Source organism: Pseudochrobactrum sp. Wa41.01b-1 (genome assembly GCF_019464455.1).
GTDB lineage: Bacteria > Pseudomonadota > Alphaproteobacteria > Rhizobiales > Rhizobiaceae > Pseudochrobactrum > Pseudochrobactrum saccharolyticum.
On the sequence record NZ_CP080493.1, the window covers coordinates 1709341 to 1721520 of the forward strand.

General features: G+C 52.6%; 13 protein-coding genes and 1 riboswitch. Of the genes, 8 read left to right on the forward strand and 5 right to left on the reverse strand.

The features are described 5' to 3' along the window. The first annotated feature begins 66 nt into the window (after window positions 1-66). On the forward strand, window positions 67-1452 hold the full coding sequence (locus K1X45_RS08010) for an MFS transporter (RefSeq protein ID WP_255560916.1): 1386 nt from the start codon (window positions 67-69) through the stop codon (window positions 1450-1452). A gap of 96 nt (window positions 1453-1548) precedes the next feature. Here the strand turns inward: K1X45_RS08010 and K1X45_RS08015 are convergent, their stop codons facing one another. Then, window positions 1549-1731, reverse strand: a complete 183-nt coding sequence (locus tag K1X45_RS08015) for a YdcH family protein (RefSeq protein WP_028233180.1) — start codon at window positions 1729-1731, stop codon at window positions 1549-1551. Window positions 1732-2065: 334 nt separating this feature from the next. Here K1X45_RS08015 and K1X45_RS08020 point away from each other — a divergent pair, with 334 nt between their 5' ends. From K1X45_RS08020 to K1X45_RS08040, 5 genes are all read left to right on the forward strand, one after another. Further along, window positions 2066-2269: a YdcH family protein gene (locus K1X45_RS08020; RefSeq protein ID WP_033315775.1), complete on the forward strand. Its 204-nt coding sequence runs from the start codon at window positions 2066-2068 to the stop codon at window positions 2267-2269. Window positions 2270-2401: 132 nt separating this feature from the next. Beyond that, on the forward strand, window positions 2402-2908 hold the full coding sequence (gene purE / locus K1X45_RS08025; RefSeq protein ID WP_075657284.1) for a 5-(carboxyamino)imidazole ribonucleotide mutase: 507 nt from the start codon (window positions 2402-2404) through the stop codon (window positions 2906-2908). A 3-nt stretch (window positions 2909-2911) separates the two neighbouring features. Then, window positions 2912-3985, forward strand: coding sequence for a 5-(carboxyamino)imidazole ribonucleotide synthase (locus K1X45_RS08030; RefSeq protein ID WP_151160261.1), 1074 nt, complete (start codon window positions 2912-2914; stop codon window positions 3983-3985). 242 nt (window positions 3986-4227) lie between these two features. Next, the gene (gene ykgO, locus K1X45_RS08035; RefSeq protein WP_075657282.1) at window positions 4228-4353 is read left to right on the forward strand and encodes a type B 50S ribosomal protein L36; all 126 of its coding nucleotides are present in this window, start codon (window positions 4228-4230) and stop codon (window positions 4351-4353) included. Between the two features lie 143 nt (window positions 4354-4496). Next, window positions 4497-5222, forward strand: coding sequence for a hypothetical protein (locus tag K1X45_RS08040; protein WP_151160262.1), 726 nt, complete (start codon window positions 4497-4499; stop codon window positions 5220-5222). A 97-nt stretch (window positions 5223-5319) separates the two neighbouring features. Here the strand turns inward: K1X45_RS08040 and K1X45_RS08045 are convergent, their stop codons facing one another. The 4 genes from K1X45_RS08045 to thiB all read right to left on the reverse strand — a co-directional run bounded on the left by K1X45_RS08045 (window position 5320) and on the right by thiB (window position 10632). Then, a complete protein-coding gene (locus tag K1X45_RS08045; RefSeq protein ID WP_051138948.1) occupies window positions 5320-6825 on the reverse strand; it encodes a M48 family metalloprotease in 1506 nt (501 codons plus the stop codon). A gap of 358 nt (window positions 6826-7183) precedes the next feature. Further along, window positions 7184-7918 carry an ATP-binding cassette domain-containing protein gene (locus K1X45_RS08050; RefSeq protein ID WP_220160320.1) on the reverse strand — a complete coding sequence of 245 codons (735 nt, stop codon included), beginning with the start codon at window positions 7916-7918 and terminating at the stop codon, window positions 7184-7186. Then, the gene (thiP, locus tag K1X45_RS08055) at window positions 7915-9561 is read right to left on the reverse strand and encodes a thiamine/thiamine pyrophosphate ABC transporter permease (protein ID WP_220160321.1); all 1647 of its coding nucleotides are present in this window, start codon (window positions 9559-9561) and stop codon (window positions 7915-7917) included. The genes K1X45_RS08050 and thiP overlap by 4 nt, the downstream gene beginning before the upstream one ends. A gap of 69 nt (window positions 9562-9630) precedes the next feature. After that, window positions 9631-10632, reverse strand: coding sequence for a thiamine ABC transporter substrate binding subunit (gene thiB, locus K1X45_RS08060; protein WP_370627108.1), 1002 nt, complete (start codon window positions 10630-10632; stop codon window positions 9631-9633). 67 nt (window positions 10633-10699) lie between these two features. Continuing rightward, window positions 10700-10809: riboswitch (TPP riboswitch) on the reverse strand. A 185-nt stretch (window positions 10810-10994) separates the two neighbouring features. Here thiB and K1X45_RS08065 point away from each other — a divergent pair. Further along, the gene (locus tag K1X45_RS08065) at window positions 10995-11636 is read left to right on the forward strand and encodes a thiamine diphosphokinase (protein WP_220160323.1); all 642 of its coding nucleotides are present in this window, start codon (window positions 10995-10997) and stop codon (window positions 11634-11636) included. 110 nt (window positions 11637-11746) lie between these two features. Then, window positions 11747-12031, forward strand: a complete 285-nt coding sequence (locus K1X45_RS08070; RefSeq protein ID WP_075657278.1) for a glycine zipper 2TM domain-containing protein — start codon at window positions 11747-11749, stop codon at window positions 12029-12031. Window positions 12032-12180: the final 149 nt, after the last annotated feature.

The following is a 12180-nucleotide window of genomic DNA, read 5'->3' on the forward strand; positions in this document are numbered from 1 at the left end:
TTGACCTCAAGTTGACTTGAAGTGGCAATGTAACAGCGACTCAAACAAGCCACAAGAGGAACAGCTGTGCGTTTCGCCCTCTCTGATACTTCTCCTCGCCTTGCAATCCTTGCTCTTTCAGGTTCCATGCTGCTGGCCTCCATGGCCGTGAGCATCACCGCTGTCGCATTACCGGCGCTCAGCAGAACACTGGATGCTCCTGTGTCTGCGGTTCAGTGGATTGTGCTGATTTATCTGTTGTCCGTCACAATAGTAATTGTGCTGGCGGGGCGTTGTGCCGATCTGTTCGGCCATCGTTTTATCTTGCTGACCGGACTGATAATCTTTACAATCAGTTCGCTGCTTTGCGCTGCAGCACCAAATCTCACAATGCTCATCGCAGCCAGAGCGATACAGGGCATAGGCGGTGCCATTCTCATGGCATTACCGGTCTCAATCATAAGAGGCATGGTTTCCGGTGAACAGACAGGCACCGCCATGGGGCTTCTCGGTTCCATGTCAGCAATCGGAACCGCGCTTGGCCCTGCACTCGGAGGCATCCTGATTGCTGTCTTTGGCTGGCGTTCCGCCTTTATCCTGCTGGCAATATCCGGTTTTATCTTACTGGTTCCTGCTATCAAGGTGATACCGGCATCACCGCCAAATCATAAAACCAGCCGCTCGCTGGATCTGTCAGGCGCGGCCTTACTGGCTATTGTGCTGTTTCTCTATGCAGTGATTACGACCGGAAATAAAAACGGACTGAACTGGGATATGGTTGTCACCATTCCGGCGGTTCTGGTTGCCCTGATAATTTTTGTGGGTATTGAAAGCCGGTCTTCTTCGCCGCTGGTGCCTCTGTCACTCTTGCGCAATCCTGTTATCAGCGCCTCGCTGATAACCAATCTGCTCATCAGCTCAGTGATGATGACAATGCTGGTGATCGGGCCATTCTTCTTGTCATTCGGCCTGCTGCTGGGGGAAGCGACAACGGGACTGGTTATCGCTGTCGGCCCTGTTGTTGCGGCGCTGGCCGGTATCCCTGCCGGACGCATTACAGACCGGTTTGGTATAAGACGCGCGCTGGCTTACGGACTGGCTGTCATGAGCATTGCACTCATCTGCATGGCCTTACTGCCCGTCAGGTTCGGAACTGCAGGATATATTTTATCGCTGATAATGCTGACACCGTGTTTTCAGCTGTTTCTGGCCGCCAATAATACAGCCATCATGCTTGCAGCACCCGAAAACCAGCGCGGTATCTTGTCCGGATTGCTGGGCCTGTCGCGCAATCTGGGACTGATGACCGGCGCATCTGTCATGGCCACAATATTTGTTACCGCACTGGGACAGGAAGAGCTTGTTCATGCAGCTGCAAAATCCGTCGGATTTGCCTTTACTGTCACCTTGCTGACGGCAGCAGGACTTGCACTGCTTTCGTTGATAATCACGCTCATCAGCACAAGAAAATAAATCCGGTGCGGGCCTGATATCCGGCCTGCACCTCATCTTTCAGAGCCTGCCCATCCGGCGGTTCTGTCTGAAACTGTGCTTTACAGTTTAGCGTAATTAATGTCGGGTGACTTGTGTCCTAAGCTTTTCTATCTGTTCCTTCAGATACAGCTTTTTGCGTTTAAGATCGGCGATCGTCAGCGTATCAGTAGCTGGCAATGCTGCGGCGTCGGAAATTTCCTTTTCCAGTGCATCATGCTTCTTTTCCAGTGAGGCAAGATGGGATTCAAGTGCCATTATTGCTTCTCCTTTATATTTACGCGTCACTCTCATTTTGTCAGCAGATCAGGCTCCAAGACCCGTTCGGTCTGCAGGAACTTGCTTGTGACAGTTCCCAGCCTCGAACCAGACTATGACAAAACAATGACAGTCTTGCATGAGATTTGATTAATGTCGAATTCATATTTGGCACATTTCAACTTTGCCAAATTTGTGCTACGGCAAAGCTGAAAAAGGGCGGATTATACTGACCTGCGGTGCTTCTGTGAAAATCGCAACCCATATTGGTGCGCGACAAATGCAGATGTCTGCGGTTCTGTTCTCGCTGTGAAGACAAGATCAGATGGAATATGCCATGGCCGATCAGGAACAAGCCGAAATTCGCCTCTCCGTTGCACGGTTGCGCCAGGAACACACGGATTTTGATCTTGCCATTAATGCGATGATGCAAACCGGCTGTAATCAGCTCAGCATTCAGCGCATGAAAAAGAAAAAACTCGCGATCAAAGATCAGCTGAGCAAGCTGGAAGATAAAATCATTCCGGATATTATTGCCTGAACTTGGGCATGAATTCGGGCCTGAACCTGATCCGATCACTTCATATTCTCACCGCAGATAAAAGACCGGCAGACTTTTACGAAGCCTGACCGATTTTTTATTTTTTAAATCCAGCACCTGACAGGACATTTCATGGCAGATAACACACCAACTTCCCCGAAAGTCGCCATCATTATGGGCAGCCAGTCCGACTGGCCAACCATGCGCAATGCAGCGCAGGCACTGGATACGCTGGGGGTTGCTTATGATGCCCGTATTATTTCTGCGCACCGCACACCGGATCGCATGGTTGAATTTGCCAAAACGGCACGCGATCAGGGCTTTCATGTGATTATCGCCGGTGCAGGCGGTGCCGCCCATTTGCCGGGGATGGTTGCATCCATGACACCACTGCCGGTCTTTGGTGTTCCGGTACAGTCCAAAGCACTGTCGGGTCAGGACTCGCTGCTTTCCATCGTCCAGATGCCTGCGGGTATTCCTGTCGGCACAGTAGCCATCGGCAATGCCGGTGCCACCAATGCTGCACTGCTTGCCGCTGCGGTTCTCGCACTGCATGACAAGCCGCTGGCAGACCGTCTGGATGCCTATCGCAAAGCCCAGACCGATGCCGTGGCTGCCGCCCCGAAAGATGAGGACTGAGCCATGCTGCAAGCAGGATCAACAATCGGGATTATCGGCGGCGGTCAGCTTGGCCGTATGCTGGCCATGGCGGCAGCGCGCCTGAGCTTCAAAACCATTATTCTGGAACCGCAGGCGGATTGCCCTGCCGCACAGGTCGCCAATCGTCAGATCGTGGCTGCCTATGATGATCGCGCCGCCTTGCTGGAACTGGCTGAAGCCTGCGATGTTATCACCTATGAGTTTGAAAATGTGCCGGTAGAAGCCGCACAGTTTCTGGCAACAAAAAACATTGTCTCCCCGCCACCGCTGGCTCTGGAAATCTCGCAGGACCGCGTTGCCGAGAAACAGTTTCTCAATGAGAGCGGCATTGCCACCGCACCATGGCGTGTGGTTGACGATGTGCAGGATCTGGTCGCAGCGCTTGGCGCGCTGAACGAGCGCGGCATTCTGAAAACCCGCCGTTTCGGCTATGACGGCAAAGGTCAGGTGCGCCTGAACAGCCTCGATAATGACGCTGCGGCTGAAGCCATTGCTGCCATTAAAAATGCTCCGGCAATTCTTGAGGGCTTTGTGGAATTTACCCGTGAAGTTTCTGTCATCGCCGCACGCGACAAGGCAGGCAATGTCCGCCTTTATGACATTGCAGAAAATATTCACAAGAACGGCATTCTCGATACCTCAACCATACCGGCATCAATCAGCTCTGAAACCGCAGCCGCCTGCACCGAGGCCGCACAGAAGCTGCTTCATGCGCTGGATTATGTTGGTGTGCTCGGCTTTGAATTTTTCGTTCTGCCGGACGGTTCTGTCGTTGCCAATGAATTTGCACCGCGCGTGCATAATTCCGGTCACTGGACAGAAGCGGCCTGTGCTGTTTCGCAGTTTGAGCAGCATATCCGTGCCGTGGCTGGCCTGCCGCTCGGTGATCCGCGACGTCACAGTGACTGCGTTATGGAAAACCTGATCGGTGATGATGTACTCAAAGTTCCGGCGATTCTGGCAGAATCGGATGCGGTACTGCATCTCTATGGCAAGGCCGAAGCACGTGAGGGACGCAAAATGGGGCATGTCACACGCATTAAAAACGGAAAATAACACCGTTTTGCGGGTTCCGTGCGCATCAATGGTTGACAATTGACCCATTCATTGACTATTTCACCTCAACCATTCAAACGTGCTCTTTGGCTCGCTCTGAAACATGCTCCCAAATACGGGAAACGGTTTTGGGAACAAGGCATGTATAGAAACAAAGAGCTGGAACGAGCGCAGCGTTTCTAATGAAATGAGACACGTTCCAGGAATATGCCCAATTCGGGCCAAACACATTGGTGAGTAACATGAAGATCAAGAATTCGCTTAAAGCGCTCAAAGGCCGTCATCGTGACTGCCAGCTGGTTCGTCGTAAGGGCCGCGTATACATCATCAACAAAACTGCTCCTCGCTTTAAAGCCCGCCAAGGTTAATCTTGGGGTTAATGAGCTGAGCGGGAAAGTTTAACGACGATCCCAGTGCAGTAAGTTGTAGAGAATTTTAACAGCGCCGGTATTAATTTACCGGCGCTGTTTTTATGCCTTTAATCAGCCGGTTTCTGCTTTATGATAGCACTATGACCAAGACACGCAGCTCCCTCACCGTTTCTCTGATATCAGCCCTGATGATCACGGGCGCTGCGGGCTTTGCTGCGGCAGAAGATATCAGTGCTACCGGCAAAACAGAGCCGCAGCCCATGCCGCCTGCTGTAACCATACCTGAAGCTCCGAAACCGGCACCAATCAACAACACGGCGGCAAAACCCAAAGAAAAACCGAAAAATCCCGATGTGGAAATGGCAGGGCCGCTCACAGAAACCCGCCGGAAAGAACAGGAGCAGCTGTTCACGGATTTGCGCAAGGCATCCACGCCGGAGAAGTCCCATGCCATAGCCAGCCGCCTGCGCCAGAGCTTTGTGCGCACCGGCAGCGACAGTCTGGATCTGATGCTGCGCTGGGCAGAAACAGCCCTCAATCAATCACGCGATGCGGAAGCACAGGATTATATTGATGAGGTGATGGCACAGCGCCCTGACAATGCAACGGTCTGGCAATTGCGCGCCCGCTTGCATCTGCGCCGCAACGAGCTGGCTCCTGCCCTCAATGACATCAGACAGGCGATGATTTTAGAACCGCGCAATTTTGATGTTCTCATCAATTATGCAACTTTGCTGCGCGAAACCGGAAACCGCAAAGGTGCTCTCCGGCTTTATGAACAGGCTTTGAGTGTTTATCCGATGATGAAAGAAGCGCAGGATGAAATGCTGAAGCTCACGGAAGCCGACAGCGATACCGCCCTCTGAACCCGCAATTAGAGCATAATTTAAAGTGTTAGAGCGACCCTGTGTAGTGCCAAGTCTGGCACACGGCGCTCTAAAAGCCCCTTACGGGGCTTTTAGCTTATTCACTGATGATTTTCACACGGTCGCCCGCAGAAACCGTACCGCCGCTCGGCAGCGCATTCAGAAGGCGGAAGAGATCAAGCTTGCGATCTGTCCCCTGCATCCGGTTGGCCAATGAACCGAGCGTATCTCCGGCTTTCACACTGATCACACGGATGCGCAGAGGCTTCGCTGCAGCCTGCTCGGCTGGTGTCAGCACGCGGAAGCTTTGTGTGGTCGCCTGTGTTGTGGCACTCAAAGCATTGCTGTTTTTCGGTGCGGCGATGAGGAAGCGATAAACTTTCTGGCCGGAAGCGATGACAACAATTTCAAACTGCCATTTATCGGCACTGGCACGCGCAGTGGCTGCAGGCAGACCATTGATTGTGGTTGTCTGCACAGACTGCTCATCAAGGCCTGTCACCCATCCGCTGCGCAGATAGGCTGCAAGATCACCGCCCTGTGGCAGTGCTGCACCGTCAAAACGGATAGCCAGTTCACCCGGACCGCTGGCCATAACGGCACTGGCTGAATTATCAATCGTAAAGCCCTGCGGAACACTGAAAGTCACACCGAGTTTCGGGTGAATAAAGGTGCGCTCACGCACAAAACCTTCCTGCGGCGTGTCACCATAGAGCAGGCCGTCAATACCGTTCAGGAATGAAGGGCGGTCAGTGGTGCCGACACCCGGCGCACCGATGCGGCGTGCATGGCCGATAGCCAGATCAACGCGCTGTGGTGTAGCCGGATGGCTGGCCAGAAAGTCTAGGCTGGCATCGGTCGCACCGGAGACAGAGCGGAACCCCGTATAGGCTTCCATCGACTGCAGAAAACGCGCCGAGGCAAACGGATCATAACCCGCAGCGCCGATCATTTTAATGCCGATTGCATCAGCCTGTAATTCCTGATTGCGCGAGAACTGGGCAAGGCGCAGCTTGCTGCGGATTGCCGCCTCACGACCGGCCGCATCATCATGCAACACCTCGGAGGCAACGCGTTTGGCAAGTACCGATTCCGCTTCTTTTGCCTGTCGCAGAATACCGTGATTGGCCGTGACATGCCCCATTTCGTGGGCGATTACAGCAGCCACTTCGGATGAATCATTAGCAAGCGCCAGCAAGCCGCGGGTCACATAGAGATAACCGCCGGGCAGCGCAAAAGCATTGATATTCGGGCTGTTGAGAATTGTAATGCGGTATGTCTGGTCAGGATTGTCAGAAACCGTTGTGAGATTGCCGACGATCTTTGCAACCATGCGCTCAAGCTTGGCATCTTTATATTCCCCGCCATAGGTGGCGAGAATACGCGGATGCTGCTGCGCGCCAAGCTGTGCCAGCTTGTCATTCTTGCTGACATTGGCAACCGTAACCGGATTGGACGACGGGCCAATCACATCGGGATCACTGAAATCTACAGTACGGCAGGCAGATAAAAGCGCGACCAGACCAATAGCGGCTGATCGTTTGAAAACTGGAGAAATAGAGGGCTTTTCCGCTGCGGAAAACCGTGCTGCCCTTAAAAGCATATCCAGTGTCGTGTCCCCGTTTACTTCAAAGCTGATTTGGCGGTGCCGGTTGCACGGCCTGTTCAGCGATTCTGTCTGCTCGTCTGCAAGCGAATTGCCCGCAATATAAACAATGCTCTTCTGAATAGAAGTGAAATGATTTTTGCGGTATTTCACAAATTGTCAGCTATTGCATCATTAGTAGATATAGGCTGGTTCTCTGTTTAACCAGAGCCGGTCGCATTAAATGATCGTAATGCATCCGCACCGGATTGCTTGAACAGCCGCATAGGCGGCGGCTCAAGTCGAGCATTTAACTGCGCATGCTTTGTGTCAATATCACGTCATTCGCTATGATAATCTGATTATCATATTGTAATCAGGATGTTTTATGCTCTGACGTGCCCATATAGTCACGCACGGGCTGAGGGCCGGAGGGCGAGAGCATCATGGCTGCATCACCCTGCTCTCTGATTTGCCCGTCTTTGAGAAAAAACAACGTTGAATCGAAACGCAGTGCATCTTCCGGCGTATGCGTCACCATCAGAATGGTAATACCGGTTTCCTGTTGCAATTCACGGATCAGATCCAGCATTTGCTGTCGCAAGGCGGGGCCGAGAGAAGCAAAAGCCTCGTCCAGCAGCAAAACAGGCTTGTCACGCACCAATGCGCGGGCAATCGCAACACGCTGCCTCTCGCCACCGGAAAGCGCTTCCGGTTTGCGGTTTTCTTTGCCGGTCAGCTCCACACGGTCAATGGCATTCTGCACCGCAAGATGATCCGCCTCATTCAGTTTGAGCGAAGGTGACCGGCCAAGGCTGACATTGGCGCGCACATCAAGATGCGCGAACAGATTATTCTCCTGAAACACCATCGTAACCGGCCGTCCGGCGGGGGCTTCGCTGCTGATTTCCTCGTCACCGATCAGAATACGGCCGGATAGCGGTGCTTCAAATCCGGCAACCAGATTGAGCAGTGTCGATTTACCGGAACCGCTCGGCCCCACAATCACACCGGTTTCACCGGCCTTTAAATGCAGGTTGAACAGCATGTCTGTCGCTCCATAGGAGAAACGAACATTATCAAGGGTGATTGCAGCATTATGTCGTGTCATGAGGCATTCCGCTCAGTAGATTTGCCTGAATTGATCCGGTTGCCGGTTTTATCAGTGATAAGCATCAGTGCAAAACAAATAGCGGCAAGGATCAGCGCAAGGCCTGCCGCGTCACTGGTACGATAGCTGCCCATGCGCTGCAACAGAAGATAAGGCAAGGTCTGCACCGCATCGCTGCCGAAAAGAGCAATCGTGCCTAGGTCTCCCATAGAAAGCGCCATGGCAAAGATAAAGCTCAGGATAAGCGGGCGGCGGATGACCGGCCAGTCGATCAGACGCAGACGGTTGAGCCCGCTGATACCGAGCGACGTGCAGAGCCGGTTATTCTGTGCTGCTGCGCTGTCCCATGCAGGGCGCAGCAAGCGCACCGCAAAAGGCATGGCCATGACACCATTCACCGCAATGACCATGAAAGGCGCGAGCGTGAACACATCGGTGAACTGGCGCAGCAATATGAACCAGCCCGCACCGATCACAATCGGCGGAATAATCAGCACCAGACTGGAACCGCTGTCGAGAGCGGTGGTGAAAAAGCTGCGCAGCCGCTTTGGGGATTTAAGATTTTGTGTGGCACTATATTCACGTGCAGTGACCAGCGTGAGCGATAGCATCACGCAAAGAGCGGCTGCGCCAAAAGCCAGCAAAAGCGAGGTGATAATGGCCTGCTGTACCACGGTTTCATTCAGCAAACGCCACAGATCAGAACCCAGACCGGACAGAACCATGCCTAAAACCGGCAAAGCAATGAACAAGGTGGCAATGAGAATAATAATACCTGATGAGATTTTAGACCATCTGCCGTGGTGAATATAATCCCTGTTAGTCGTGACCAGCGACAGCCCCTCTTCTGTCGGTTTGCCGGTCAGACGCAGCAGGCACAACACGCCAATAGTCAGCAGCAGCTGGGTAAGCGTGAGGGCAACAGCACGCGCCAGATCAAAGTCGAAATGCAAGGCCTGATAAATAGCGACTTCCAGCGTGGTTGCGCGGGGGCCTCCGCCTAAGGTCAGCACGATGGTGAAGGAACTGGCGCAGAGCATGAAGATCAGCCCTGCAATGCCGCTCAGGTTTCGGGCAATCACCGGCCATTCGATCAGCCGGAAACGCGCAAAACTGCCCATGCCCAATTGCGCCGAGAGTTTCCAGTAATCTTGCGGAATGGATTCGAGACTGGCCAGCAGCAGACGTACAGCAAGCGGCATATTAAAAAACACATGAGCCAGCAAAATACCGGTCAGACCGTAAATATCCGGTATCAGCGGCAGACCTAAAGCCGTACTGCCCTGCGCGATGAAACCATTGCGCCCGTAAATACTGGTAATGCCGAAGACGGCGACTAAAGACGGCAATGTCAAAGGCACCGCGAAAAAGCGCAGCAGCAATTTGCGACCACGAAATGCGGTATTGGCATGGAGCGCACGGGCAACCGGCAGTGCAAACAGCACTGAAAGCAGAACTGACAACAGCGCCTGCAGCAGCGTAAAACGCGTAATATTCCACAAGTAACTGTCAAAAGCGGCAAGTGCATCGCTATCGGATTGCAGCCCCTGAATGCCAAGCGACAGCAAAGCGCCGCCGGTCAGCACCAGCAGCAGCATCAGCGCGATAAAGCCTGAGACAGTTTTAAAACGGAAGGCCTGCATAATTCTCCGTAAATGCCCCGCCGCACGATGCGGCGGAAGCAGTCTTGTTGAGCTCAGAAACAATTGGCCTCAGCGGCTCATGGCTTTCAGCCACTCATCAACCCATGCTTTGCGGTTTTGCGCAACGGTTTCAGAAGCAATCAGCAAGCTCTTATCCGGTTTTGGCAGATTATCGAAAGCCGCATCGAGCGGCGCAGATGTGTCATAGGCAGGATACATCCAGTTGGTCTGCGGGATAACATCCTGAAAACCGTCTGTGGTCATGAATTTCAGAAACTCTGCAGCGCGCGGGTTTTTAGCACCGTTTATTGTCTGACCGGCCAGTTCAATCTGAAGATAATTACCTTCTTCAAAAGTCACCGCTTTATAGCGCTCGGTTTTATCCGAGATCATGTGATAGGCGGCAGAAGTCGTATAGGACAGCACCATCGGCGCCTCGCCTTTAGTGAACAGTCCATAACCTTCAGACCAGCCTGGCGTAACTGTCAGCACACGTTTGTTGAGCTTCTGCCACTGTTCCCCAGCCTTGTCGCCATAGAGATCTTTCACCCAGAGCATCATGCCCAGACCCGGTGTGGATGTGCGCGGATCCATCAGAATAATTTTCTGCGAAACATCGCCGTCAATCAGTTCTGCCATGGATTTCGGCGGATTTTTCATCTTCTCACTGTCATAAATCACAGCGAAATAGCTGTAATCATAAGGCAGGAAAACTTCGTCCTGAAAATTATCAGGCACATTGCTTTTCACATCGCTCAATCCGTGCGGGGCGAACAGGCCGGAGGCTTTGGCATCATTGATAAGATTGGTATCAAGCCCCAGAACAATATCGGCCTTGGTGGATTTGCCTTCGAGCTTCAGGCGGTTGAGCAAAGCCACACCATCGGCAACGGCTACAAAATTGACAGTGCAGCCGCAGGATTTTTCAAAATTCTCTTTAACCTTCGGACCCGGACCCCAGTCAGATGTAAAACTGTCATAGGTATAGATGGTCAGATCCTGAGCCTGTGTTGCACTTGCGCCGAAGCTCAAAACGGACAGAAGACCGGTTGTGAAAAGTAGATTTCTGATAAGCATGAGATAACAGCCGCGCGGGCTCTCCTCTGGTTATGAATTGATCCAAGGATTGAGCGCCGGAAGCCGGACAGCATCTAATCCCTCCGCCGGTACAAACCGGATCAGGTTCAGCGGGTTAGCCGGAGACCGGCCTCTCAGCCTCCGAAACCGAAGGCACCCCGTTAGAGCGAGCGGACAATAGGATAAAACAGCATCGTGGAGCAAGAGGATTGTTAGAGCATGTCGGTCTCAAATGGCTTGATTTGAGCTACTGCGAACATGCGACAATTAAAAAATCTGGAGCGAACGCAGTGGGTATGATTAAACGCGACACGCTCCAGACTTCCGGTCTGTGAAACAGCGTGATATGCAGCACCATGTCAAAATTTCTCATTCTTCTCGGCGGTGATCTGACCGTCACTTCGCGGCTGAAAAAGCAGATTGCCGGTGCACGCGTCTTGGCAGCAGACAGCGGTATGCGCCATGCGGCCGGCCTTGGCGTGGTGCCGGAATTATGGCTCGGCGACTTTGATTCCACCGATACGGCACTGGCCGCACAATATGAGAGCATTGAGCGGCAGGTCTTTCCCGTTGCAAAGAATATGACCGATGGCGAGCTGGCATTGCATGAAGCCTATGAGCGCGGCGCAACAGAAGTGATTTTGGCCGGTGCTTTCGGTGGCGAACGCACAGATCACACATTTCTGCATCTCAGCATGGCAGTAGCGCAGGCACATACAGGACGTAAAATATTTCTCTCCAGCGGCCACGAGGAAGCAACACCGCTGATCTACGGGAAAACCGGTTTTGACCTGCCGGAAGAAACATTATTCAGTATTCTGGGCTTTGAGACATTAACCAGATTATCAATTTCCGGCGCCGAATGGCCGCTGGATAATGTGACTGTACCGTTTGGCTCTTCTTTAACGCTTTCAAATAGGGTAAAAGAAAACTTAACAGTGACGTTAGGTGGAGGCGCGGCAATTTTAGTCGCATCGCCTGCCATTGATTCAATCTGATGTGACTGAACGTAAAAACCTGTAAATTGTTTTGATAGTTGCCGTCTTCTTTTTGCTATAAAATGCAGGAGATTATGGCAAGTGAGTAGCCTCAACGGGAGTAACTTTAGATGAAATCACGTCTTTCTATGATCGCAGTAACAGCAGTGCTCGCGTTTTCGACTGTTGCCTGTACAACAGGCGAACAGCGCACCGCCGGTTACGGTGTGGGCGGCGCAGCACTCGGCGCGCTTGCCGGTGGCGCAATTGGCGGTAACGGCCGTGGCGCCCTGACCGGTGCTGCAATCGGTGCGGTTGCCGGTACCCTGCTCGGTGCAGCACAGACCCGTAACGGTGTTCAGTATTGCCGCTACCGCGACAATTACGGCCGCGTTTACGAAGCACCTTGTAACTAATAGTTACAAAATTGAATTTAAAAACAGGCCGGTCTCCGGCCTGTTTTTTTATGCCCTCGTATCAAGCTCAGGAAATTTGCCGCGAGGGTTCCTGTTTGCAGCAATATGCAGTAATGAGCAGTAACAATCTTCGGCCTCTCTTTTTAAAG

Coding starts and splice junctions, on each gene's coding strand:
- K1X45_RS08040 (WP_151160262.1), top strand. CDS start 4,497: ATGACCAAGACACGCAGCTCCCTCACCGTTTCTCTGATATCAGCCCTG.
- K1X45_RS08070 (WP_075657278.1), top strand. CDS start 11,747: ATGAAATCACGTCTTTCTATGATCGCAGTAACAGCAGTGCTCGCGTTT.
- K1X45_RS08030 (WP_151160261.1), top strand. CDS start 2,912: ATGCTGCAAGCAGGATCAACAATCGGGATTATCGGCGGCGGTCAGCTT.
- K1X45_RS08065 (WP_220160323.1), top strand. CDS start 10,995: ATGTCAAAATTTCTCATTCTTCTCGGCGGTGATCTGACCGTCACTTCG.
- K1X45_RS08050 (WP_220160320.1), bottom strand. CDS start 7,918: ATGACACGACATAATGCTGCAATCACCCTTGATAATGTTCGTTTCTCC.
- K1X45_RS08045 (WP_051138948.1), bottom strand. CDS start 6,825: ATGCTTTTAAGGGCAGCACGGTTTTCCGCAGCGGAAAAGCCCTCTATT.
- K1X45_RS08020 (WP_033315775.1), top strand. CDS start 2,066: ATGGCCGATCAGGAACAAGCCGAAATTCGCCTCTCCGTTGCACGGTTG.
- purE (WP_075657284.1), top strand. CDS start 2,402: ATGGCAGATAACACACCAACTTCCCCGAAAGTCGCCATCATTATGGGC.
- thiP (WP_220160321.1), bottom strand. CDS start 9,561: ATGCAGGCCTTCCGTTTTAAAACTGTCTCAGGCTTTATCGCGCTGATG.
- ykgO (WP_075657282.1), top strand. CDS start 4,228: ATGAAGATCAAGAATTCGCTTAAAGCGCTCAAAGGCCGTCATCGTGAC.